Origin of the sequence: Bacillus kalamii (assembly GCF_047238185.1) — a bacterium.
In the GTDB taxonomy this organism is placed as follows: Bacteria; Bacillota; Bacilli; order Bacillales; family DSM-1321; genus Bacillus_AD.
This window is the reverse complement of sequence record NZ_JBDFMI010000001.1, coordinates 2,394,105-2,416,776: the sequence shown is the minus strand read 5'-3', so window position 1 is coordinate 2,416,776 and position 22,672 is coordinate 2,394,105. Positions and strand designations below refer to the sequence as shown.

General features: G+C 40.0%; 25 protein-coding genes. 18 read left to right on the top strand and 7 right to left on the bottom strand.

Annotated features, from left to right (window positions below):
• Positions 1–203: 203 nt before the first annotated feature.
• Positions 204–1,160, bottom strand: coding sequence for a COX15/CtaA family protein (locus ABC357_RS12005; RefSeq protein WP_412887727.1), 957 nt, complete (start codon positions 1,158–1,160; stop codon positions 204–206).
• A 745-nt stretch (positions 1,161–1,905) separates the two neighbouring features.
• Here ABC357_RS12005 and cyoE point away from each other — a divergent pair.
• The 8 genes from cyoE (at position 1,906) to ABC357_RS11965 (ending at position 9,301) form a co-directional block, all read left to right on the top strand.
• A complete protein-coding gene (cyoE, locus tag ABC357_RS12000; protein ID WP_412887726.1) occupies positions 1,906–2,823 on the top strand; it encodes a heme o synthase in 918 nt (305 codons plus the stop codon).
• Positions 2,824–3,088: 265 nt separating this feature from the next.
• Complete coding sequence (gene coxB / locus ABC357_RS11995) at positions 3,089–4,171, top strand: cytochrome c oxidase subunit II (RefSeq protein WP_412887725.1); 1,083 nt, start codon at positions 3,089–3,091, stop codon at positions 4,169–4,171.
• A gap of 34 nt (positions 4,172–4,205) precedes the next feature.
• Positions 4,206–6,077 carry a cytochrome c oxidase subunit I gene (ctaD, locus tag ABC357_RS11990; RefSeq protein WP_412887724.1) on the top strand — a complete coding sequence of 624 codons (1,872 nt, stop codon included), beginning with the start codon at positions 4,206–4,208 and terminating at the stop codon, positions 6,075–6,077.
• Positions 6,077–6,706 carry a cytochrome c oxidase subunit 3 gene (locus tag ABC357_RS11985; RefSeq protein ID WP_412887723.1) on the top strand — a complete coding sequence of 210 codons (630 nt, stop codon included), beginning with the start codon at positions 6,077–6,079 and terminating at the stop codon, positions 6,704–6,706. Before ctaD ends, ABC357_RS11985 begins: the two co-directional genes overlap by 1 nt.
• Before the next feature lie 2 nt (positions 6,707–6,708).
• A complete protein-coding gene (ctaF, locus tag ABC357_RS11980; RefSeq protein WP_412887722.1) occupies positions 6,709–7,044 on the top strand; it encodes a cytochrome c oxidase subunit IVB in 336 nt (111 codons plus the stop codon).
• Positions 7,045–7,171: 127 nt separating this feature from the next.
• Complete coding sequence (gene ctaG / locus ABC357_RS11975; protein ID WP_412887721.1) at positions 7,172–8,086, top strand: cytochrome c oxidase assembly factor CtaG; 915 nt, start codon at positions 7,172–7,174, stop codon at positions 8,084–8,086.
• A 116-nt stretch (positions 8,087–8,202) separates the two neighbouring features.
• A complete protein-coding gene (locus tag ABC357_RS11970; RefSeq protein ID WP_412887720.1) occupies positions 8,203–8,661 on the top strand; it encodes a DUF420 domain-containing protein in 459 nt (152 codons plus the stop codon).
• A 121-nt stretch (positions 8,662–8,782) separates the two neighbouring features.
• A complete protein-coding gene (locus ABC357_RS11965) occupies positions 8,783–9,301 on the top strand; it encodes a hypothetical protein (protein ID WP_412887719.1) in 519 nt (172 codons plus the stop codon).
• Between the two features lie 33 nt (positions 9,302–9,334).
• Here the strand turns inward: ABC357_RS11965 and ytvI are convergent, their stop codons facing one another.
• The gene (gene ytvI / locus ABC357_RS11960) at positions 9,335–10,393 is read right to left on the bottom strand and encodes a sporulation integral membrane protein YtvI (RefSeq protein ID WP_412887718.1); all 1,059 of its coding nucleotides are present in this window, start codon (positions 10,391–10,393) and stop codon (positions 9,335–9,337) included.
• A 198-nt stretch (positions 10,394–10,591) separates the two neighbouring features.
• Positions 10,592–10,957 (bottom strand): YugN family protein, encoded by a 366-nt coding sequence (locus ABC357_RS11955; RefSeq protein WP_412887717.1) that lies wholly within the window; start codon positions 10,955–10,957, stop codon positions 10,592–10,594.
• 356 nt (positions 10,958–11,313) lie between these two features.
• On the opposite strand from ABC357_RS11955, the gene ABC357_RS11950 reads away from it, so the two are divergent.
• The 6 genes from ABC357_RS11950 to ABC357_RS11925 all read left to right on the top strand — a co-directional run bounded on the left by ABC357_RS11950 (position 11,314) and on the right by ABC357_RS11925 (position 14,782).
• Positions 11,314–12,360: a CAP domain-containing protein gene (locus ABC357_RS11950; protein WP_412888652.1), complete on the top strand. Its 1,047-nt coding sequence runs from the start codon at positions 11,314–11,316 to the stop codon at positions 12,358–12,360.
• Positions 12,361–12,550: 190 nt separating this feature from the next.
• Complete coding sequence (locus tag ABC357_RS11945; RefSeq protein ID WP_412887716.1) at positions 12,551–12,715, top strand: hypothetical protein; 165 nt, start codon at positions 12,551–12,553, stop codon at positions 12,713–12,715.
• A 117-nt stretch (positions 12,716–12,832) separates the two neighbouring features.
• The gene (locus ABC357_RS11940) at positions 12,833–13,243 is read left to right on the top strand and encodes a YlbD family protein (protein WP_412887715.1); all 411 of its coding nucleotides are present in this window, start codon (positions 12,833–12,835) and stop codon (positions 13,241–13,243) included.
• Between the two features lie 13 nt (positions 13,244–13,256).
• The gene (locus tag ABC357_RS11935; RefSeq protein ID WP_412887714.1) at positions 13,257–13,496 is read left to right on the top strand and encodes a YlbE-like family protein; all 240 of its coding nucleotides are present in this window, start codon (positions 13,257–13,259) and stop codon (positions 13,494–13,496) included.
• Positions 13,497–13,592: 96 nt separating this feature from the next.
• Entirely contained in the window at positions 13,593–14,033 is a 441-nt protein-coding gene (locus tag ABC357_RS11930) for a YlbF/YmcA family competence regulator (RefSeq protein ID WP_412887713.1), read from the top strand.
• 473 nt (positions 14,034–14,506) lie between these two features.
• A complete protein-coding gene (locus ABC357_RS11925; protein ID WP_412887712.1) occupies positions 14,507–14,782 on the top strand; it encodes a YlbG family protein in 276 nt (91 codons plus the stop codon).
• 179 nt (positions 14,783–14,961) lie between these two features.
• On the opposite strand, the gene ABC357_RS11920 is transcribed toward ABC357_RS11925, so the two are convergent.
• On the bottom strand, positions 14,962–15,351 hold the full coding sequence (locus ABC357_RS11920) for a DUF7147 family protein (protein WP_412887711.1): 390 nt from the start codon (positions 15,349–15,351) through the stop codon (positions 14,962–14,964).
• Positions 15,352–15,513: 162 nt separating this feature from the next.
• On the opposite strand from ABC357_RS11920, the gene ABC357_RS11915 reads away from it, so the two are divergent.
• From ABC357_RS11915 to coaD, 3 genes are all read left to right on the top strand, one after another.
• Positions 15,514–16,911: a stalk domain-containing protein gene (locus ABC357_RS11915; RefSeq protein WP_412887710.1), complete on the top strand. Its 1,398-nt coding sequence runs from the start codon at positions 15,514–15,516 to the stop codon at positions 16,909–16,911.
• Between the two features lie 297 nt (positions 16,912–17,208).
• On the top strand, positions 17,209–17,775 hold the full coding sequence (rsmD, locus tag ABC357_RS11910) for a 16S rRNA (guanine(966)-N(2))-methyltransferase RsmD (protein WP_412887709.1): 567 nt from the start codon (positions 17,209–17,211) through the stop codon (positions 17,773–17,775).
• 13 nt (positions 17,776–17,788) lie between these two features.
• Positions 17,789–18,271, top strand: a complete 483-nt coding sequence (gene coaD / locus ABC357_RS11905; RefSeq protein WP_412887708.1) for a pantetheine-phosphate adenylyltransferase — start codon at positions 17,789–17,791, stop codon at positions 18,269–18,271.
• An 85-nt stretch (positions 18,272–18,356) separates the two neighbouring features.
• On the opposite strand, the gene ylbJ is transcribed toward coaD, so the two are convergent.
• Complete coding sequence (ylbJ, locus tag ABC357_RS11900; protein WP_412887707.1) at positions 18,357–19,556, bottom strand: sporulation integral membrane protein YlbJ; 1,200 nt, start codon at positions 19,554–19,556, stop codon at positions 18,357–18,359.
• 194 nt (positions 19,557–19,750) lie between these two features.
• On the opposite strand from ylbJ, the gene ABC357_RS11895 reads away from it, so the two are divergent.
• Positions 19,751–20,527, top strand: a complete 777-nt coding sequence (locus tag ABC357_RS11895) for a patatin-like phospholipase family protein (RefSeq protein WP_412888651.1) — start codon at positions 19,751–19,753, stop codon at positions 20,525–20,527.
• Positions 20,528–20,575: 48 nt separating this feature from the next.
• On the opposite strand, the gene istB is transcribed toward ABC357_RS11895, so the two are convergent.
• The gene (istB, locus tag ABC357_RS11890) at positions 20,576–21,334 is read right to left on the bottom strand and encodes an IS21-like element helper ATPase IstB (protein WP_412885551.1); all 759 of its coding nucleotides are present in this window, start codon (positions 21,332–21,334) and stop codon (positions 20,576–20,578) included.
• Positions 21,334–22,617: an IS21 family transposase gene (gene istA / locus ABC357_RS11885; RefSeq protein ID WP_412885845.1), complete on the bottom strand. Its 1,284-nt coding sequence runs from the start codon at positions 22,615–22,617 to the stop codon at positions 21,334–21,336. Before istA ends, istB begins: the two co-directional genes overlap by 1 nt.
• Positions 22,618–22,672: the final 55 nt, after the last annotated feature.

The following is a 22,672-nucleotide window of genomic DNA, read 5'->3' as shown; positions in this document are numbered from 1 at the left end:
CAACTGGCTAGCTAGCTTGGTTACTAATGAAAAAGGAAGAGGAAAGAAAGCCTTTAATGGATAACCGCTGTTGATGTTGAGGTATGAAGTAATGGCCCATCCCATCATAGCCGATATGAAAATAAAGCGGGTTGAATCAAGAGGTCAATGGTATTTTCCTCATGTTTCAACCCGCTTATATAGGATGTCCAAATAGGAATCCCTTAGGAGATTTGTTTGCCAATTTGTGCATTTTCCGGCTTCGTTTTTTTTGAATAGGCATTTCGCCGGCTTCTGGATGCAAGCAAAAGCATATAACTTAATACGCCGAATAAACAGGAAATAAAAAAGGCGTGTGAAAGCGCAATCAACAAATTTAAGCGAGTAAAAATAATAAACGCCCCTGCAATCACTTGAAGGCAAATCAGAATGAACGAGGTGATCCAGCCATATAAAATAACTTTTTGATGTTTATAATGTTTGAAGGCGATCCAGGCCACAGATGATATCCAGATGAATGCAAATCCAGCCAAGGCGCGGTGGCCCATTTGAATCCACTCAAACGTGTTTGCTGGCATAAAGCTTGAATCATTCCTGCAGAGCGGCCATGATGAACATGCCAAACTTGATTCACTGTGCCGTACCAATGCTCCAGTATATACCACAAAATACATATAAAGAAGAATGCCTACTGTATGGAAAACCATTCTACCATCCATAATAATCAATTCAGAATCAAACTTTTTATCTACTTCGTAAATGAGCAGAGTCAATAAAAAAACAGCTGCGAAGGAAATAAGTGATATGCCGAAATGAAGTGCAAGAATAAAATCGGATTGACCCCATAAAACAGCAGCAGCTCCAATTAGCCCCTGAAGCAGCAGAAACGTGAAGGAGAGGATGGACAAAAACTTTGTCTCTCTAACATGGCCAAGCGCCTTCCAACTCCAATAAGACAAAATGAGAACCATAATGCCTACTGTTCCTGAAACGGCCCTATGCGACCATTCAATGACCATTTCCATTGTGATATGGTCAGGTATTATTTGCCCATCGCATAATGGCCATGACCTACCGCAGCCCATTCCGGAACCGGTTTTTGTCACGAGCGCTCCCCCGAGAAGAATGAGAAGCATGCCAATCGTTGTCAGAATTGCGAATCTTTTTAAACCGCGATGCACAGTGAGTTCACCTTCTTAACTAATTAGTCATTTATATTGAAAGAGTATTTGGCGTATTTATGACAAATTCAAATGGCATTCATACCCGGCCGGAATGGCACATAAGCATTGAAAAAGCCGTGCATGTCATATTGAAATCAAATTTCTTAAGATAAACAGAATCATTTTAAGATAATTTCCAAATGCTCTCATAACCATCATAAAGAAATTAGTCTACTTATTCAAATAAAAATTTATATATTATGGAAATCATGGGAAAATAAGTTTTGGAGTAATGCTAAATATAAAAGCGATATTAATAGTTGGATTATCAGAAAATGAAAAACGTGTTGAAACAGCACGGAATATCTGATAGAAATATAAAAGGATAATTTTTCTATATTTTGAATACTATACTAGTTTTTAAACGGGTGAAATGCGGCATATGAATAAAAAGGTGGCCGTTGCCTTTATGAAAAGAGAACTTAGGCCCCGAATTTCAACAAGACACAAATAAGTCAAAAATTATCCAAAAAAAGTTCACAAAAAGAAGCTTAAATATGTTTTAATAGATTTTGTATAGAAAAAATTGTTATTTAAATGCAATTTTAGTATAATTTGGTTTATATTCGACTGTTTTTTGCTGCTTCTGTCATTCATTGGTTGAGCGCCAACTGATACAAATATAGGAATGTATGGAATAATGGGATTATAGATACAATTGCTTTTTTTGTGTTTGTTTATTTAAGGTAGAGGGGGAAGAAATATGTCGAATACAAAGGCTACGGCTCATGATCATAGCCTTCAAAATGGACTGGCAAAGACTACTGCCTGGGATGATTTCCTGGCATTGATTAAAATTGGCATCATTAAATCTAATTTAATCACAACGTTCACGGGAATGTGGCTTGCTCTTCATTTTGCCAATATGAGCTTTTTGGGGAATTTGGATACGGTCTTTTATACATTAATGGGAACCGCACTTATTATTGGGGGTGCCGGAACGCTTAATAATTATATTGACCGCGATATCGATCAATTGATGGAAAGAACGAGCACTAGACCGACTGTGACAGGCAAGTATAATGCTTCAAAGGTATTGTTGGTTGGAATCAGTTTGGTAACAGTTGGGACGGTTTTGCTTGCACTAACGACAATAACGGCTGCAATTTTCGGATTGATAGGCGTTTTTGCATATAGTATTGTCTATACTTTTTCCAAGAGAAAACTAGTTTCAAATACGGTTATTGGAAGTTTTTCCGGTGCAATGCCGCCATTAATTGGCTGGGCTGCCGTAGATTCACACTTGGGGATTGTTGCCTGGACACTGTTTTTGATTCTTTTCATATGGCAGCCACCTCATTTTTATGCATTGGCAATGAGACGCTGTGAAGAATACAGAAAAGCGGGAGTGCCTATGTTGCCCGTTGTAAAAGGGTTTAAACGGACCAAAATATCCATCAATCTCTGGGTGCTTTTCCTTATGCCGATCCCATTCTTTTTAACTTCTTTAGGGACTCCGCTAGTGGTTTTAACAGCGCTCCTGAATATAGGTTGGCTTGCCTTGGGATTATACGGATTTAAGATGAAAGATGATATCAAATGGGCAAAAAGCATGTTTATCTATTCGTTAAATTATTTAACGATTCTCTTTGTTTCAATGGTTATTGTAACCTTGATATAGGGTTCATCGACGATGGGCGGTGGGGATACCCGCCGCCGACTCCGTTGATGTGGCCAAATGTTATGAGGTTGACAGGCCAATACATACAATGAAATGATCACATACATATTTTACATTCTAGGAATCTGTCAGCCGGAGTAACAATTCAGCAAGGGAGGTTCCCTCTTTTATGTTAAAAAGGTTTAGAATAGAGGGAATTTTCAGTTGATTTTTAATTTTTTGGGATCAGGAGAACAAATTCAAAAGAAAGAGGGGTTTCACACGTATGAAAAAAGTGCTTCAAAAATGGCGTTTAGTTGGCTTGTTTACACTTATGACGCTTATGTTAGCAGGTTGCGGCAAACCAAGCCTGTCGGCATTGAAGCCTGCCGGTGAAGTTGCAGACAAACAATACAATCTGATGATTCTCAGCACGCTCATCATGGTTCTGGTTATTATTGTCGTCACAATCATTTTCCTGTATGTCGTAATTAAATTCAGACGCAGGAAAGGTGATAAGTCGATACCTGTGCAGGTAGAGGGAAACCATAAACTTGAACTGATCTGGACGATCATACCGATTATCCTATTATTGATTTTGGCTGTACCGGTCGTTACCGATACATTCAAATTGGCTGATGTATCTGCCATGAATAAGAAAGATAAAGACGGAAAGACAAAGGACGTGCTAGTGGTCAATGTTCGATCCAATTTGTACTGGTGGGAATTTGAATATCCGGATTTAGGCATCGTCACGAGCCAGGATTTGGTCGTTCCGACAAATGAAAAGGTTTACTTTAATCTTCAATCATCTGATGTTAAGCATTCCTTCTGGTTACCGGCAGCAGGCGGCAAGATGGATACCAATGTCGATGGCATCAACAAATTTTACTTGGAATTCGACAATAAGAAAGCAGACGAAGCCGGCAATATTTTCTATGGAAAATGTGCAGAACTATGCGGACCTTCGCATGCATACATGGATTTCAAGGTGAAAACGATGTCCAAGGATGACTTTAACTCATGGACAGCTGCCATGCAGGATGCAAAAGAGCCTCCTAAAGTGGAGGGCGAACTTGCCCAGAAGGGTGAAAAGCTGTTCACAGACCAAGGCTGCATTGGCTGCCATGCTGTAACGCCTAATGATAGCCGGCCGATGGCTGCAAGAAAAGCTCCAAACCTTTCAACATTTGGAGACCGTGAAAGAGTGGCAGGCATACTGGACCATAATGAACAAGAAATTAAAAGATGGCTTACAGATTCACAAGATTTGAAACCTGGAAACAAAATGCCTTCATACGATAAATTGAATGAAGATGAGCTTGATGCATTGGCAGCTTATTTAATGGCATTGAAAGTAGAGAAGTGATTTGGGGATAAAGGAAACAAAGGGAGGTAAAAACGTGAGTACGTACGCTCAAAAAAAGGGGTTCGGCAGTTTTATATGGGACTATTTAACAACAGTCGACCATAAAAAAATTGCTCACTTATATTTAGTGGCCGGCGGACTGTTCTTCGTAATTGGCGGATTGGAAGCGATGTTCATACGGATCCAGCTTATTAAGCCGAATAACGATTTCATAAGCGGCGGCCTATATAATGAAATAATGACCATGCATGGTACAACGATGATCTTCCTAGCGGCAATGCCACTGGTATTTGCCTTTATGAACGCAGTTGTGCCGCTACAGATCGGGGCTAGGGATGTTGCATTCCCGTTCCTAAATTCATTGGGTTTTTGGCTGTTTTTTTTCGGAGGGGTATTTCTAAACCTTTCATGGTTCTTTGACGGTGCGCCGGATGCAGGATGGACTTCCTATGCATCACTTTCATTGGCATCCGAAGGGCATGGAATAGACTTTTATGCACTCGGCTTGCAGATATCGGGTGCAGGTACATTAATCGGAGGGATAAACTTCTTAGTCACCATCATCAATATGCGCGCTCCAGGTATGACCTACATGAGAATGCCACTGTTTACGTGGTCTTCATTTGTTGTTTCTGCACTTATTTTATTTGCATTCCCTCCATTGACCGTCGGTTTGTTCTTAATGATTTTTGACCGCATGTTCGGCTCTAATTTCTTTCAGGTTGCAATGGGTGGAAACACGATCATCTGGGAGCATCTTTTCTGGATTTTCGGGCATCCGGAAGTATATATATTAATTTTGCCGGCGTTCGGTATTTTCTCGGAAATATTTGCTACATTTTCTAGAAAAAGATTGTTCGGATATTCTTCCATGGTGTTCGCAACCGTTTTAATTGGTTTCCTTGGTTTCATGGTATGGGCCCACCATATGTTTACTGTAGGACTCGGGCCTATCGCGAATGCGCTGTTCGCAGTTGCTACGATGGCAATTGCAGTGCCTACCGGTATTAAGATATTCAACTGGCTGTTTACGATGTGGGGTGGAAGCATCAAATTCACCGTACCAATGCTTTATGCCATAGCTTTCATTCCGTCCTTTGTAATGGGTGGAGTAACTGGTATCATGAATGCTGCTGCACCAGCTGATTATCAATACCATGATTCTTATTTTGTAGTTGCCCATTTCCATTATGTAATTGTAGGCGGGGTTGTATTCGGTTTATTGGCAGGAGCCCATTTTTATTGGCCGAAAATGTTTGGCACTATGTTGAATGAAGCGATGGGGAAAGTCTCTTTTTGGCTGTTCCTGATCGGGTTCCATATGACATTCTTTATCCAGCATTTCTTAGGATTAATGGGGATGCCTCGCCGTGTATTCACATACTTGGACCATCAAGGTTTGAATAATGGAAACTTGATCAGTTCGATCGGTGCGTTTTTAATGGCTGTTGCCGTCATTGTTCTTTTAGTCAATGTTGTTATGACTTCTGTGAAAAATGTGAAAGTAGGCAATGATCCTTGGGGAGACGGACGGACTCTTGAATGGTCCATTCCATCACCGCCGCCTCATTATAACTTTAAACAATTGCCTTTAGTCCGTGGATTGGATGCTTACTGGCTTGAAAAAATGGAAGGAAAGAAAACGATGACACCGGCAGAGCCTTTGGGCGACATTCATATGCCAAATCCATCGATCATCCCGCTTCTTATTTCTCTAGGGCTTTTCATTGCCGCATTTGGTGCAATGTATGTGAAGAGCGGGACTGCGTGGGCGCTTCCTGTATTAATCGGGGGCATGCTCGTGACATTTATTTCCATGTTCTTCCGATCTGTCAGGGATGACCTGGGACATCATATCCATAAAGAAGAATTAATAGAAGATGAGGAAAGAGGAGGGATCGCATAATGCACGCAGATGAAAAATTCACTGAAGCAACGTGGCCTTCCTCGCCTGAGAGGGCTACACTTGAGGGGAAGAATAAGTTCGTCGGATTTTGGCTTTTCCTTGGCGGAGAAACCGTTTTATTTGCGACCTTATTCGCCACTTATTTAGCGCTAAAAGATAAAGTCCCTAATGATTCCATGCCACACGCCAAAGATTTGTTCCAGATGGATCTCGTCATTGTGGCTACATTATTGCTATTGACAAGTTCATTGACCAGTGTGTATGCCATGTACCACATGAAGAACTATAATTTCAAAGGCATGCAGGCATGGCTTCTTGTAACTGTTTTGCTGGGTGCCGGTTTCCTTGGTGTAGAAATCTATGAGTTTAACCATTATGTCCATGAATTTCATTTTACATTTACTAGTTCTGCCTTTGGTTCCGCTTTCTACACACTTGTAGGGTTTCACGGCGGGCACGTTGCATTCGGCTTATGTTGGATCATCACGTTGATGGTACGGAATGCAAAGAGAGGCCTGAATCTGTATAATGCTCCAAAATTCTATACAGCTAGCCTTTACTGGCATTTTATTGATGTTGTTTGGGTATTTATTTTTACAGTAGTCTACTTAATGGGAATGGTGGGATAAATATGGATAATAATCAAACTCATTCAGTTCGCCAGGAAGTCGATCTTAAATACCGCCGCAAGAAGAATGCGGAAGAGATGAAATACCAGGTCATCTCATTTGCTTTAATGATTTTTTTGACACTGGTTTCATTTGTTGCAGTCGGGTATGACGGTTTTTCTCGATGGTTTATTTTGCCGACTATTCTATTATTGGCTGTCGTACAGGTTATTTTCCAGCTCTATTATTTTATGCATATGAGCCATAAAGGGCATGGAATTACGAGCATATTCCTTTATTCAGGCTTAACGGTTGGCGCGTTGACCATCTTGACATTTTTGACCATTGTTTGGCTTTAAAGGATGATAAGGTTGGCGGTGAAATGAATTCTTCTTTCTGGGAGGATGCGTTCCACCACCAGCCTTTTTTCAAAAAACAGGCAGATTTCAGCATTTATATTAGAGCATAGAAGAGGAGTGTGGAAAAATGTCACTCGAGATTTTTGGTTTCCAAGCTTTATGGAGTCCCTATTTTGCTATTGCACTTATCCTGGTTGGTATTCTCTTTTTTTGTATAACCGTCATTTACAGATCAGCAATTGCAAAGGACAGTGAGCCTTTAACTATCAAACAGGCAGTGCTATTCATTACTGTACTTCTTTTGGTTTATACGTTAAAAGGGTCGCCGGTTGATTTACTTGGACATATTATGTTCAGTGTCCATATGACACAGATGGCGATTTTATTTCTGGTTGTGCCGCCGATGCTGATTAATGCTGTTCCGGATTGGCTATGGAGAAAACTTTTATCCATAAAAACCATCGGAGCAATAGTTGGTTTTTTTACGAAACCGTTAATTGCCTTATTTGTATTCAATGCCGCTTTTTCTTTTTATCACATTCCAGCCATATTCGATGCAATTAAAATGAATATGTTCTATCATTCTAGTTATACAGTGTTACTATTTATCACCTCCTTATTTATGTGGTGGCCGGTCACCAACAAATTGGAGGAACACCAGGGATTTTACGGAATTAAGAGGATCGGTTATATTTTTGCAAATGGAATGTTGTTGACGCCTGCCTGTGGATTGATTATTTTTGCCAATCATCCAATGTATGAAACGTACAGCAATCCTGAACATTGGATGTCTGCCATGGAATTATGCGTGCCGGGCACGATTTGGGCAAACGCTGGCATCACAGGGCCAAGCCTTTTTAATACCATGCCTTTGCTGGAGGACCAGAGAACTGGCGGAGTCATTATGAAAATTATCCAAGAAATTGTTTTTGGTGTAGTTCTGGCGCAAATATTCTTTTCATGGGCGCGCCAGGAAAGAGAGTCAGAGATTGATATGAATCCGGTTATCCAGATGAAGCCTTTGGATGAATCAGGTAAATAAGGGGTCCGATTCTTAAAAATCAAAAATTTGTCATTGTTGTTACAATTATTGAAATATATCGTCAACTCTATTAGAATAAAGATGTATTATATTCATGAGAGGGCGTCTAATTATATATGTTACCGATTCTACCTACTATCAGTACAGGATTCATTGTTCTGAGCGCTATTACGGTGGCCATTGGTTGGGTGCTGATCAAGCAAAGGAAGATCGCAGCTCACCAGAAGGCAATGATTACTGCTGCTGTTTTTGCCACAATATTTTTCGTGATCTATGTCAGCAGAACAGTTTTCGTGGGCAATACCGCTTTTGGAGGACCAGATTCAATCAAGATTTATTATACGGTCTTTTTAATCATCCATATTACGTTGGCTACTTTGGGAGCTGTCCTTGGCATTATGACTTTATGGGCAGGCTTCAAGAAAAACTATGCCTTCCATAGAAAGATAGGACCTTTTACGTCAGTTATTTGGTTTATCACGGCCATTATGGGTGTGGCTGTATATCTGCTATTGTACGTGTTCTATAAAGGCGGAGAAACAACTTCCGTCATCAAGGCTATACTCGGATTTTAAAAATAGGAATGAACAGAGGATGTTGCTTAATATAATAAAGCAACATCTTTTTTTAGATTTAAACCTTTGTTAGCAAAGCTCGCTTACGGATTGATCTAATAATGGAACGGAAGGGAGAATCATGAAAGATTATAAAACTGAAAATATAATGATCATGAACTGTTCTTTGGATATGGCAAAATCTATCGTTTTGTTCAGAGATGAACTGGTTGTACGCTCACCTATTGAAATCCCCGACCAATGGCCTTCCTATCGTTTTCGTTCATTCCTCCCGTTTTTGATTGAAGATATGGAAAAGGAAAAACCTTCGCCTTTCTTTTTATGGATACTGGCCGAATTGATACAAAAAAAAATGATAGGAGATTTCTTGTTATTTCCTTCCTTGAAGGACTCGTCCATCGCTTTTCTTGAGATGTATTTTATGGGGCACAAAGAAGAACGGTTATACTTCAAAGAAAGTCTTAGGCTTTTTTTAGGATATGTGATGAAAAATTTTTCAGGGCAATTTAAACAAGTGGTCATCGAGGTGCTATATAGTGATAATTTCAAAATGGAAACCTTGAAAAAATATGGTTTCTACTTAAAGAAGAATGAACATCCCTACTTGCTGTGGGCATTTGAAGTTAAACAGAAGGACTAAAAAAGGCATACGGGAACATATGCCTTTGGTTCATTAAAACTTGTAATTCATTTTAATCAGGCCGGCCTCTTTTGCTGCAGTAAAAGCAATTAAGATCAAAGGACCAATGATAAAGCCAAGAATCCCGAATAATTTCAAGCCTAGATACATAGCGATCAAGGTCGCCAGAGGTGAGAGCCCGATATGGTTGCCCATCACCTTCGGTTCAACTGTCCGTCTGATGATAAGAAGGACTAGCGCCAATATGGCTAATTGGGTACCCGACTGGGAGTTTCCTGCCATTATTTCGAAAATCGACCAAGGCGCCAGAATAACGATGGACCCAATAATGGGGATTAGATCGATTACCCATATGACCAAGGCCATGACAAGGGCGATTTCCGGCTTGATAAAGAACAATCCGGCAAGTGCAACAATGAAGATAATGATGCTGACTAAAAATTGAGCTTTAAAGAACCCGAACACAACACTTGAGAGGCGCCGGTTCATAAATTTTACTTTTTCAGCTGTTGTATCCTTCATCAAATTATACATGCCTGTTTTAAGTGCTGGCAGATCAATGAGGAAGAGAAACAGGGCAATTAAGTAGACAATTAATGAAACTAAATAGGATGGCACTGATTTGACAAAATTGGTTGCATTCTCAATGGTTATTAAACTGCCAAGTTCATTTGTAATATAATCGAAAGATGTCTGTACCTGACTGCTGACAGCTTCCTTGAGCGCTTTCGGAAGATTCTCGGAAGCGTCGATGATATCCTGTTCGATGATCTTCCATTCCTTATTGATTTCCTGGACATAATGGGGAGCATTTTCAATAATTTGTGCAGCTTCAGTAATAACTTTGGTAATGATAAAATACCCAGAAAGACCGATACATGCAATAAAGAACAGAAATACAAGCATAACCGACCATTTTTGCTTTAAGGAGAATTTTATTTGCAGCAGCTTTACTAATGGCGCAAGCAAGAGTGAGGTTACTAAAGCGGCTATCAATGGGATGGAAACGGGCAATACATAATAGCAGGCGGCGGCTATCGCAGCAAGAACTGCTACAGCAATTATTCGTTGTTTGGTAAAAATGCGATTCAATGTTTTCTCCTCTCCGATTAGGCGTTTTCACCTATAAGCTTTGTTTCCTTATTATAAAAGGTAAAAGCTGAAGAAAACAAGGCAGCTTTATGTATTCCCATGTTTTACTTGTGAAACAATTATGACGAAAATGTTTCGTGGCAAAAGAAAGGTGCCCTGGCTAGCTGCAGGGCACCTTTCTTTTGCTAAGATTTGATATTAAATATGTACTGCAAAAGCGCGGACTTCTGTAGAGACCGCTTTCAAAATATCTTCACATTTTTTTACGAGAGAAGGGGGGAAATATTCCGCTTCGCCATACTCTAGACCATGTGGGTAATAATGCTTGCCGAGAATAGGAACCATTAATTGGATAACGGCGCGGTGGGCACCAACATCTCCTTCGACAGCATAGCCTTGTACACGCAAATAAAAAATATCCTTACTGAGTTCAATTTTACGATCATAATTTACTCTTTCATAGTCCCATTGTTCAGCACGGATCAACCCGTGTTCATTCATTACTTCATCCAGCCTATTGATTTCAGCTTGATATTGTTCTAAATTGGTATCTTCAAATCTCATGCCATACCCTCCCAAAGTATACTTCTTGTTTCGGATGCAGTATTCTAGTAGAAATGTAAAATTATATAACAACTTACAATATTTCCATATTTTAATAATAGTATGAAATAGCGTAAGTTGCAATGAAGAGATAAAATAGAAATCAAATTTACAAATGGGGAAGATAGAGTCGTTTTTCCCTATATGAAAGCATATATTGATAACAAGCATACCGTGTAGTAAAATACAAAAAACATTATGTGCGCTAAGAGACATGTATATTCTGTCAATTAGCCCCTAATATCATATTTTCGACAGATAAACTTGGATGGTATAATACATATAAATGATCTGTATTTTGAGAGGAGAGAAAATCTCTGAAAATTATTGGGAAAATTTTCATTTTAGTTATTATTATTTTTATTGCAAGCCTTTATTTCGATAATCAAAATAAAGAAGTCCCATTAACGGATAATCGATCTGTAAGCCCGACACAAACCAAGATGGAGATTAACCAGAAACAGGTTTATGAAAATGACCAACCAAAAGAAGGGTTGTCTCTATTGATCGGAAAAAGTGGATCGGCTGTATCAGAAAAATATGGCCCGCCCGCACGTAAAGATCCTTCCTCCTATGGCTATGAATGGTGGATATATAGTTTAAATGATGACTACTACATGCAGATTGCCATCAAGGACAATAAAGTTGTTTCAGTATATGCACTCGGCAAAAAGACGAATGTTGCCCCTTTTTCTATCGGGCAAAAAGTGGACCAGCTATTTCAGTCCTTTAGCCTGGAAACAACTACTGACTTGGAATGGAATGGCAATTCATACCGGTTTGAGTTATCAGAAGAAGATCTGGGCATACGGCCACTTGTAAAAGTTGGCGATGTATATGCACAAGTATATATAGATAAATTTACCGGCGAATTGTCAAGCGTCCGTTTCCTTGATAAAGAGACACTCATTAAGCAAAGGCCGTATGAACTGATCTACAGAGGCGAGCTGCCGAAAGAAGAGGAACTGACCGATGAGCAATGGAAAAAGATACAAGCTGGAGATGAACAGCAGATATTTGATGTGACCAACATTATACGTAAACGTTTTGGCCTTGACCCTGTAAGATGGGATGAAGCCACTGCTCAGGTTGCTTACTTGCACAGTATGGATATGTTTAAAGAAGATTATTTTTCCCATGATTCACCTGTTTATGGAGACTTGGCCAAAAGACTTCAGGCAGGCAAAGTAAAATACCGAATGGCCGGTGAAAATATTGCTGCGAAGTATGTGGACGGAGTGGCTGCTTTTGAAGGATGGCTGAACAGCAAGGGACATAGGGAAGCACTGTTGAACAAAGACTTTACTTACCTTGGGGTAGGGGTCTACCAAAAGTATTATACACAGAATTTCATAGAAAAGTAATTCATGAAAAGCTGCCTTTTAGGCGGCTTTTGTTTTGAGATAAGATAGTATAGAATGCTGGACTGCGAGGGATGTCTAATCGTATACATGCCATTACGGTGTCATAATATTCTTGTCACGCCCCTTTTTGGATGAGATTAAAACAAGAAGAGTAATCACCGCCTAAAAGGACCGGTGACGGTTTTTCTTGATGAACGATAGAAAAAATGTTGTTATTGCTGTAAATGGGGATTTACGGTATTTCATGGTCCAGTTGAAAGTGGCAGTCCTAATAGGAGTGGATAAGGCGTTTAGCAATGCCTGTCTAAAGCAGTTGTGGTACATATCCGTTTTGTTGGATTATCCATTTTCCTAAAAGGTTGAAATAATAAACGTGGATATACACATTTTCAAGGGCTCCGGCATACGGTGTTATAGGCGAAGACTAAAAGATTGGATAATGATTATTTTTGTGAGGATGGGGTGAAGTGCGATGTCTGACCAGCAATCCTTGAACCAATTTAAACTCTTCATTAGAAATCATCCCTCTCTGGTTAAAGAAGTCAGAAGGGGCCTTTATACTTGGCAGGAAGTTTATGAAGATTGGTTTTTGTTGGGAGAGGACCATGAAGTATGGGACGGCTATGAAGAAATTGCAGCCAGTGAAGCGGTAAGTGAAACAAAGGCTGAGGAATCTCAGAGCGAGAAGGAAAAAGATAGCATTACGGCCATATTTGATTCATTGAAGCATGTGGATGTCCAATCGATGCAAAAGCATGTCGCAAACTTAAGCCAGGCATTAGGCGCTATATCAGGTGTGATTTCACAATTCCAGAAGGCGCCTGAGCCTGAAGAAAAGACTAAGGCTAAAACAAAGCATCCATTTTCCATGAGGAGAGATTGAGAGGTGATATACAATGAGGCAAGATATATATAATTGGATCAAGGAAAATAAAGACCAGTTATCGTATTTGCGCCTTCAGCCCATGTGGTACCGAAAACTGACAAGAAATCCACAAGAATATGAAGCATTTGGGACGGAGGCTGTATACCATTATGAAAAATCCATTCCCCATCGAATCAATAAATTAACGAATGGTGTGCAGGCAGCTTCCATGATGTTGAACTTGATTCAATCTATGAATGGTAAAGGATAGCCCTGTTTAAATGGCTGTTTTGGGGAACCGGACAGTCAACGCATTTTATTTCCTTGCTCGAACGTGATACTATAAGGGCAGGAGGTGAGTTTTTCTATGCTTGCTACAATGGAAAGAGTGGAAATTATGCAGCAAGGTGAAGAACTGGCATCGATGATTATCGATTCTGAAGTCGGAAAGAATTACTTGGCTTCATTATATACATTGCGACAAGACAGAGAAGCGCAGGATAAGATCCGCAGCTTCAATCATTTGAAAGAACGGTTTGAAGAAGTGCAGCGTTTTGGCAGGTACCATCCTGATTATAAGACTATTAATCTAGAGACAAGGACCAAAAAGAGAGAAATGGACATGCATCCAAGCGTCATTGCTTTCAAACAAGCGGAAAATGCCCTACAGGAGGTATTGGACCAAATATCTGTGATTGTTGCTCAATCCGTTTCGCTCCATATAAAGACTCCCGGAGGCAATCCGTTTTTTGAAAGTGGTTGCGCGAGTGGAAGCTGTGGTACGGGCGGCGGCTGCGGCTGCTCTTAAGACCTGGTGTTCACCAGGTCTTTTTTCTTGGCATTCATTCTTTGAACCGTATGCAATCTGTGCATCCATTTCCACAGCAGAACATTTTTTTCTGGGGTACGTAGAAACGGTGGCGGAACACATGGAGGGAACCAGCTGAACGGACAAAGACGGTTCACAATGAAGCTGTTTTCCCCTCATCGCTTTGCCAGCGCATGTGCGGATGATGGAAACGATGCTATCTAAAGGAATGTCAGTGCTGGAAACTGTTACGTATAAGAAAGGAATGCCTGTGATCTTCCGATGCTCGACCACAGATATAGCGGGGGCTTCATCCAGAAACTCAGCAAATAATAACCAAATGGAGTCTAAATCCATTTTTTCCGTTCTCCCTTCTGAATAAAAATCGGCTGGGCATGGAAGAGTGATTGCTGTTGTAACTTATGAGAACATTGTGCTACACTTATTTCAAATAGAGTATAGGAGTTTTCGGTATGATCGGAGCAAGGCAAGGGATAATTGTATATTTACATACTTTGAAGCAGGTTAAAATGCTTAGGCGCTTTGGGAATATCCATTATGTTTCAAAAAAATTGAAATATGTGGTCCTGTATACCAATATGGATGAAGTGGGAGCAACTGTCGATAAGTTGAAGACGTATTCGTTTATTAAGAGGGTGGATGTTTCTCAGAAGCCATTTATTAAAACGGATTATGAGAATTCAAAACCGGACAAGGCAAAGGAATATGATTATAAAATGGGAATCTAAAGAGCGCCCAATCAGGAAAAAGGCTGGTTCGCTCTGTCAGATTCCTATTTTTATATGGTATGCGGTTGATATGGATGAGGATAGTTGGCTTAGCTGACTATCCTCTTTTTTAGGTTTCTATTTAGGCATTCATTTAAAAAAACTATATTTTCTTAACTTTCCGCCTGGAAAGTCGATAGTTAGGATAAAGGCGGCAAATAGCGGTTCATTCTTAAAATCCCGATTAAATGCTGATAATAAAGAGCGGTTTCAGCAAATAAAGTAGATGGCTTGACATCCAGCGCAATAATGTTTTTGTCCAATGACTTTGCCAGATCCTGAAATAAATCAAACCTCTTATTCGGTATGGCTGAAGGATTGGGAATCCCTTCACGGCAAATATAAATCGGCTGGAAGTTTCCGGGGGAAGTCGGTTCCATTACAATCGCAAGGGAAATGACTTTTTTTTCGCCAATCTCCGTTTGTAAGGAAAGCAAAAAACGGACGCGATCTTTCGAAGCCCTGCCCAGCTCAATCAATTCGTATAGGTCGGAATAGCCTTCTCCAAGCTCAATAAAGCGTTGAATCATACTATGATTCTCCTTTCGTAGTAAACAAAAATAGACAGGTTAACTGTAACATGTTCCTATGAAAAAATGAAGAATTCTATAATTTGTAAATATTTATCGGCTCGTTTGCCAAAAAAAGTTGGTACATTGATAGTAGAGTGAATATTGTTAGGGGATTTAACGATGAAACGGATCTTATATATAGGTTTATTGCTGTTAGTGTCAGTGTTGAGTGGATTAGTGTTTTGGCAATGGAATGTATATTCAGAAGATAAAGAAGCGCTGGCAAAAATGGCGCCGCCTTCCATTGACCAGCAAATCCATATTGTCCAGAATTCCTCTTATTTAGAGGTTACACAGGTTTTCAACCAATTGCCGAAGGGGACCTATAAAATTACAAATCCTATGGACGTCGAATTCAAGGCGGAGCGTGCTTCCCTCCAAGGCTTGGTTCTAGAAGTGGCCGAAAAGAAAAAAACAGTCACTTTTACGTATCGTATACCTTTTCATTCAACTGTTCGGGCTTCTGTATTGAACCATTGGTCTCTAAGTTTGAATGGAGTCCTTATTTCTTCCACTTCTGTTGACATCACTTCTGCTTCAACCTATAAAGGGGTATGGGCGGCTGGGGCTGCCATGACTGGAAGAGCAAATAAGCAATTCATTGATTATTATGTATTCGAAGGTAAGGGAGAGATTGTTCCTCTCTATTATCAACGAACGAACTTAAAAACGAAATCTATAGACAATGGCCCATTTATTTATTATGAAGAAACCCTGCCGGTTCAGTGGGGGAAATTATCATCTCTGCTCAATCAATATCCCTCATTACGGGATACGGCTATCATTATTACTGATAAACACCAGACTTTCTTTTCTGATGGATTCATGCTGATCAACGAAACAAGCCAATTGGATACGTTGAAAATGATTATGGATGAATTAGCCTTGAAAAAAGAATTTCCTTTTCGTTTTGGTGATGAATCATGGCTTGGCACCGTTTTGAAGAATTTAAATGGTAATGAAGAATATGGTTCGACAAAAAGCAAAAATATGGCCAAGATGATGAAAGAAAATCTTTCAGAGATAGAAATCTCCCGTTTTTTACAAGCTGTTGGTTCTGCCCAGAAACCTTTGACGTCTGCCAAACTGGATGATGCCCTATCTTCTATCGAAAATGATGATATGCATTTTTTTACACTTAATAAAAGCAAGAATGCACCTCTAGTTCCTTACTACTTTATTGATAAGAGAAAGATTGAGGTAAATGGGGAAATGATAAATGGCCATATCATCCAGTACAAATACAATGACCTATACCCTTTTGGGCAAATCATGGGAAAAGCGGGCTATCAAATAAATAGTGCGAATCGCAATATGGTAATGATATTCAAGGAGAATGACAATTTTCGGCTTTATACAGATAAAAATACATTTGTGCTGAATGGCAAGGTGTATGCGGTGTCTGAAATACCGCTCACCACCATTCAAGGAGAGCTTTATATAAAGAAAGAATACCTCAGAGTCATTTTCGGTGCTGAAATTGGAGCGGATGAGAAAATTGTTTCAGTTAAAATGTAGAGTATAGCAGCAAGAAAAAAACCCTGCAGATAATTCTGCAGGGTCCTTCTATTTCCTTTAAAACAAGGATTAGAAGGGAAAGGGAGAGGAGAAACCGGAGGAAGAACTTATGGGGAAACGTAAGTCTTCTCCGCGGTTGGCAACAACATCCTTGTTATAAGGTGCTGTTACTAATAGTATGACCAATATTAATGGCCTTATTCATTTTTCGATCAATAGATTTCATATTGGCTTACCCAATTTGATTATGTTAGGATAAAAAAGATAATAAATTGTGTGTGAATAGTGGTGAGATAGATGAGAGTAGTATCAGGAAGCTGTAAGGGCCGCCCGTTAAAGGCAGTGCCTGGAGCAACAACCCGGCCTACAACAGATAAAGTGAAAGAATCGCTTTTCAATATAATCGGCCCCTATTTTGATGGCGGCGAGGCCCTTGATTTATTCGCTGGAAGCGGAGGGCTAGGAATTGAAGCGCTAAGCAGAGGGATGGATTCCGCGATTTTTGTAGACAGGGAATTTAAAGCGGTTTCGACCGTGAAGAGCAACTTGGAGGCATGCCGCTTTACGGACCGTGCCGAGGTTTATAAAAATGACAGCGAACGTGCCTTAAAGGCGTTGATTAAGCGAGAGAAAACGTTTGATTTAATATTGCTGGACCCCCCTTATAAAAAACAGAAACTGGTCAGCATTATGTCCGTTATCGATGAATATCAACTGATCCATAGCGATGGAATGCTTGTTTGCGAACATAGCGATGACGTGGATCTTCCAGAGGAGCTGGGCCGTTTTTACTTGTGGAAGCAGGAAACGTACGGGATGATTGTCATCTCTATATACAAAGTCAAAGCTGAAGTTGAAGGGTAAAGGAGGGCTATCGATGTCCAAAATAGCAGTTTGTCCAGGGAGTTTCGACCCGATTACAAACGGGCATATCGATATTATTGAAAGAGCCGCAAAAGTATTCGGTGAAGTACATATTGCTGTCATGATCAACTCTGCCAAAACCCCATTGTTTTCTTCTGCGGAAAGAGTTGAGCTGATTAAAGAAGTGACAAAACACATTCCAAATGTAACGGTGGATACTTCTACAGGATTGTTGATGGATTATTGCAAAAGCATAAAAGCAGATGCGATAATCAGGGGATTAAGGGCCGTATCTGACTTTGAGTATGAGATGCAGATAACCTCGATGAACAGAGTCCTTGATGATTATATCGAAACATTTTTTGTTATGACCAATAACCAGTATTCCTTCTTAAGCTCCAGCATAGTGAAAGAGGTTGCCAAATATGACGGCAATATTAGCTCGCTTGTTCCGCACGCTGTAGAGCATGCCTTGAAAGAAAAGTTTAAAAAATGACAAAGCATGAAGGAAGGCAAATTGAATAAACGAAAAGCTGCCGATTAAGAGTAATCTATCAGGCAGCTTTTTGTTTATTTTATGTTTACTCAATTCCCGTTCTTCGGCGAAATAGGAGAAATACATAAACTCCCAAGCAAAAGATCGTAATAAGGGGGCCAAAAGCAAGCAGGTAATGATACCAATCATTTTCAGGCATCCAGGAAACCGGAATGGCATTGGATGGCTTTCCCTGCAATTTTAGCCCTTCATACACGGGCTTCCATATAAGCAAAGTGATGATGCTGGCGATAAAGCCATGAAGGATTCTGGCCACGAAAAAAGGGCCGAAACGAATATCTGTCTGAGCTAAAATGCTGGCAGCCTGGGCTTGGACACTTAACCCGCTGAACGCCAAAATAAAACTGGTAATAATGGCCTGATGCAGCAATGCAACTCCCTGTACCCCGCTAGTCATTTGCGATCCAAGCGTGATTTCAAAAATCCCGGAGATAAGCGGCATGTTGAAATCTGTAGGGAGATGGAATAATGTCAGGATAACACCGATAAAAGAGGCAAGTATTTCTGTTATATTCATGATGTATAATAGTTTATTTATGACTGAAAATAAAATAATAAATCCGCCAATCAAGAGAAGTGTTTCAATTGAGGAGGAGACAGCGTCACCCAGTATCTTTCCGAATGGCCGCTTTTCTTTCATTCTCGTTCTGTGCATTTCGCCTAAAGCGTGCCGGATGGAGGGAATCTTTGATTTTTCCCGTTTCACTTCATCACGCCCGTAAAATCTCATCAGAAGGCCAACTGTAAAGTTCCCCCCATAATGGGCAAGGGCCAGTACGATGCCGATGGTCGGATTTTGAAAGAAACCGATCGCCACTGCACCGAATATGAATAGCGGATTAGAAGAATTGGTGAAAGAAACTAATCTCTCAGCTTCTATTTTCGTCAATTGATTTTCTGTACGAAGCCTGGCGGTCAACTTTGCGCCGGAAGGATAACCAGAGGCCATCCCCATGGCCCATACGAACCCTCCGACTCCGGGGACTTTAAACAAAGGGCGCATTAAAGGTTCAAGCAATACACCGATAAAAGCGACCACTCCGAAGCTGATGAGCATCTCAGATATAATGAAAAATGGAAGCAACGAAGGAAATACTATTTCCCACCACATGTTTAAGCCGCGTATACTTGCTTCGAGCGCCTGTTGCGGGAATTTTATGAGTGCTCCTGCCAGTGTGACGGCTCCTAAAGCTAGAAATATCGTTTTAACGTATGATTTATTCACCTACAGGCCTCCTATGAAGGTATGTGCAACTTTGCAGGTTACCCACGCAATGATACACTAATTTACATACATATATATGTAAAAAGGGAAAGAGTTCTTGTCCTTTTACACAAATATACGCGTAAGCATTGTTTTTAGAACATATCGTCAGGATAATCATGGTAAGATGAAAGGGGATTTTACTTTTGGAAGGAATGCCTAAAATCGGTCTTGCACTTGGTTCAGGGGGAGCCCGCGGATTTGCGCATCTCGGTGTAATTAAGGTGTTGCTGGATGAAGGGATACCGGTCTCTTATGTGGCAGGCAGTTCGATGGGGGCTTTAATCGGCTGTTTGTATGCAACAGGAACAGATTTGCCGCAATGGCAAAAAATCGTGAGCCGATTCAAAAGAAAATATTTCCTGGATTTCACTGTGCCGAAAATGGGATTAATTAAAGGGAATCGGATTCGGGATTTTATCGGGATCTTCACACATTGGAAAAACATAGAGGATTTAGACATTCCATTGGCTGTTGTTGCTGCGAACCTTCATACTGGGGAAAAAGTGGTCTTTAAAGACGGGTTGATTGCCGACAGAGTAAGGGCCAGCATTAGTATTCCGGGAATTTTTACACCGGTGGAGATTGACGGAAATCTCCTTGTAGACGGCGGTGTTGTCGACCGTGTGCCTGTATCTGTCGTAAAGGAGATGGGTGCTGACTTTGTCATAGCTGTTGATGTGTCGCATGTTAAAGAAGACTTGCAAATTAATTCAATATACGATGTGATCATGCAGTCGTTGGACATCATGCAAATGGAGTTAGTGAACAATCGTGAGTTTGCGTCTGATATTATGCTTAAGCCGCGGGTTGAGCAGTTTAATTCCCGGGCATTTACAAATATTGAAGAAATAATAGCGATAGGGGAATATGAAGCAAGAAAACAGATGGATCGAATAAAGCAAGAGATTGTGGAATGGAAGGGGATGTAAATGTCAACATAAATATGTACACTTTCGCTTGGATAAGGATGTACAGAATTACTCGTTCTCTTTTGCTAAATGATCCTTTAATCGGTATGAATCACCTATCATAGGCACAACTGTCGCATGATGTAAAATGCGGTCTAATATGGCATTGGCCAGTTTAGGTTCCTGAAATATTTCATCCCACGCTTTGAAATTCACATTGGTTGTTAAGATGGTACTTCTTTTTTCATATCTTCGATCAATCAGCTGGAAAAACAACTTAGCGTCTTCGTGATCAATCGGTAAATAACCGATTTCATCGATGATTAACAGTCTGTATTTGCTGTAATGCTTCAAACGGCTCTCTAACCGATTTTCTAATCGAGCTTTCCTCAAATTTTGAATCAAGTCATGGCACTTAATAAAATAGGTACTCGTCCGTTTCTTTGCTGCCGCAATCCCTATTGCTGTGGCCAAATGGGTTTTACCGACACCACTTGGTCCTAAAAACACAATATTTTCATTCTCCTCGATAAAACGCAATGTAAGGAAGTCTAGAATCTGCTGTTGGTTAATCGATGTTTGAAAGGTAAAATCGAAATCTTTCACCTCCTTAAAATGAGGGAAAGCTGCGACCTTCACCATCGATTGCGTCATGTTTTTCTCCCGTATGTCTATTTCATACGCAGTCAACTTGATTAATGTGTCGATAAATGACATCTGATGCTTTACGCTGAAGTCTACGATTTCATTTAAATGTAAGCTCATTTGCTTTAACTTTAGATAGTCAAGATTCCATAATAATTGTTGATAGTTTGTAGTTGGATTCATTATTTATACACTTCTCCAATCGTTGCTAAATTCCGTTTTGCTAAATCGTCGATTTCAGGATAATGAGGGGTGGAAACAAGTAAGCTTGCCTTATAATGTTCCTCTTGATAATTAAGTTTAGCGTTACTAATTGGATGTTGGGCGATCAGTTTCATGTTATAATAAATCCACAAGTAGTCATCATACACCTGTAAGCCTACTTTTTTTCCTTGATATTCTGGTGGTACAGAGTATTGATTCGATTTGTAGGAAATCATGTTTGATGCATTGACTTTTACATGTGTATGTTTGATGCGATAGGAATCTCTTACTTTGTCAGTTGGTAGCTGGAGTAAGTGGTTCCTTTCTTTTTTGAATTCCATAATCGGTATTTTCCCCGTTCCTTGATGGATCTGGTGATTCATTCTATTCCCTAAATCCTGTATGAATAGATGAAGTTCCTCCATTGTCAGTTGACCTTGGTACGCATGAATTTCATCAAGGAGTTTCATTGTGGATTCAATTTTCCCCTTGGTTCTCGGTCGTCCTGCAATACATGGTTTGACTTTAAAATCAAAGTCCCTCGCAAACTGATCAAATTTCGCATTCACTTTCCCAGGTTGATAATCAGTCCTCGCTTCATCCATTACCGTTTTCATATTATCCGTAAGGATTTCAGCTGGAACTCCGCCAATTGCTTCAAAAGTATCTGTTAAAAAAGAAAGTAAGGTACTCTGTGACTTAGAAAGACTTAATTGAAATGTTCGGAATCTGGAATTTGATAAAATGAAAGCCGCCACATTGACTTCTATCTTTTCTCCCTCTTTGGTTTCGAATAAAATGTTTTCCTTCCAATCTAATTGGGCCTGCTTACCTGGTGGCGTTTCAAATCGGACTGTCCCTTTGGGTGAAGAAATACGTTTATCCTCTTCAAAGTAGGCATTAAATTCAGGTGTACGAGCTATATACGCACGGAAGGTTGAAGCTCCACATTCCAATCCATGATTGTCTTTTAGGTACTGCCAAAGCATACGACGGTAATAAAATACCTGTTTTGAATCTTCTGATAACAATGCGGCTATTATTTCATAATAAGGATCAATCTTTGAGGGCTTTTCCCTTTTTCTTTTTGGGATAAAGCCATTTAGATATTTATCAATTGTCCGCCGATCCACACCCAATTCCTTTGCTAGCTTACTTTTATTGATTTTCATTTTCATATGCTCCATAATCTGTTTGAATTTCGGTAAGTCTGAAAGACTTTTAATCTCAAAATCGATATCAATATTCATTGTTATGTACATACTAATCCCCCCAAGATTAGTATGTAGATTCATATCAAATTTGTACATATTTATT

What these genes read in the sequence shown, in the direction of transcription:
- cyoE (WP_412887726.1), top strand. Translation starts at nt 1,906, where the DNA reads ATGTCGAATACAAAGGCTACGGCTCATGATCATAGCCTTCAAAATGGA.
- coxB (WP_412887725.1), top strand. Translation starts at nt 3,089, where the DNA reads ATGAAAAAAGTGCTTCAAAAATGGCGTTTAGTTGGCTTGTTTACACTT.
- ABC357_RS11985 (WP_412887723.1), top strand. Translation starts at nt 6,077, where the DNA reads ATGCACGCAGATGAAAAATTCACTGAAGCAACGTGGCCTTCCTCGCCT.
- ctaF (WP_412887722.1), top strand. Translation starts at nt 6,709, where the DNA reads ATGGATAATAATCAAACTCATTCAGTTCGCCAGGAAGTCGATCTTAAA.
- ctaG (WP_412887721.1), top strand. Translation starts at nt 7,172, where the DNA reads ATGTCACTCGAGATTTTTGGTTTCCAAGCTTTATGGAGTCCCTATTTT.
- ABC357_RS11970 (WP_412887720.1), top strand. Translation starts at nt 8,203, where the DNA reads ATGTTACCGATTCTACCTACTATCAGTACAGGATTCATTGTTCTGAGC.
- ABC357_RS11965 (WP_412887719.1), top strand. Translation starts at nt 8,783, where the DNA reads ATGAAAGATTATAAAACTGAAAATATAATGATCATGAACTGTTCTTTG.
- ABC357_RS11955 (WP_412887717.1), bottom strand. Translation starts at nt 10,957, where the DNA reads ATGAGATTTGAAGATACCAATTTAGAACAATATCAAGCTGAAATCAAT.
- ABC357_RS11945 (WP_412887716.1), top strand. Translation starts at nt 12,551, where the DNA reads ATGAACGATAGAAAAAATGTTGTTATTGCTGTAAATGGGGATTTACGG.
- ABC357_RS11940 (WP_412887715.1), top strand. Translation starts at nt 12,833, where the DNA reads ATGTCTGACCAGCAATCCTTGAACCAATTTAAACTCTTCATTAGAAAT.
- ABC357_RS11935 (WP_412887714.1), top strand. Translation starts at nt 13,257, where the DNA reads ATGAGGCAAGATATATATAATTGGATCAAGGAAAATAAAGACCAGTTA.
- ABC357_RS11930 (WP_412887713.1), top strand. Translation starts at nt 13,593, where the DNA reads ATGCTTGCTACAATGGAAAGAGTGGAAATTATGCAGCAAGGTGAAGAA.
- ABC357_RS11925 (WP_412887712.1), top strand. Translation starts at nt 14,507, where the DNA reads ATGATCGGAGCAAGGCAAGGGATAATTGTATATTTACATACTTTGAAG.
- ABC357_RS11920 (WP_412887711.1), bottom strand. Translation starts at nt 15,351, where the DNA reads ATGATTCAACGCTTTATTGAGCTTGGAGAAGGCTATTCCGACCTATAC.
- ABC357_RS11915 (WP_412887710.1), top strand. Translation starts at nt 15,514, where the DNA reads ATGAAACGGATCTTATATATAGGTTTATTGCTGTTAGTGTCAGTGTTG.
- rsmD (WP_412887709.1), top strand. Translation starts at nt 17,209, where the DNA reads ATGAGAGTAGTATCAGGAAGCTGTAAGGGCCGCCCGTTAAAGGCAGTG.
- coaD (WP_412887708.1), top strand. Translation starts at nt 17,789, where the DNA reads ATGTCCAAAATAGCAGTTTGTCCAGGGAGTTTCGACCCGATTACAAAC.
- ABC357_RS11895 (WP_412888651.1), top strand. Translation starts at nt 19,751, where the DNA reads ATGCCTAAAATCGGTCTTGCACTTGGTTCAGGGGGAGCCCGCGGATTT.
- istB (WP_412885551.1), bottom strand. Translation starts at nt 21,334, where the DNA reads ATGAATCCAACTACAAACTATCAACAATTATTATGGAATCTTGACTAT.
- istA (WP_412885845.1), bottom strand. Translation starts at nt 22,617, where the DNA reads ATGTACATAACAATGAATATTGATATCGATTTTGAGATTAAAAGTCTT.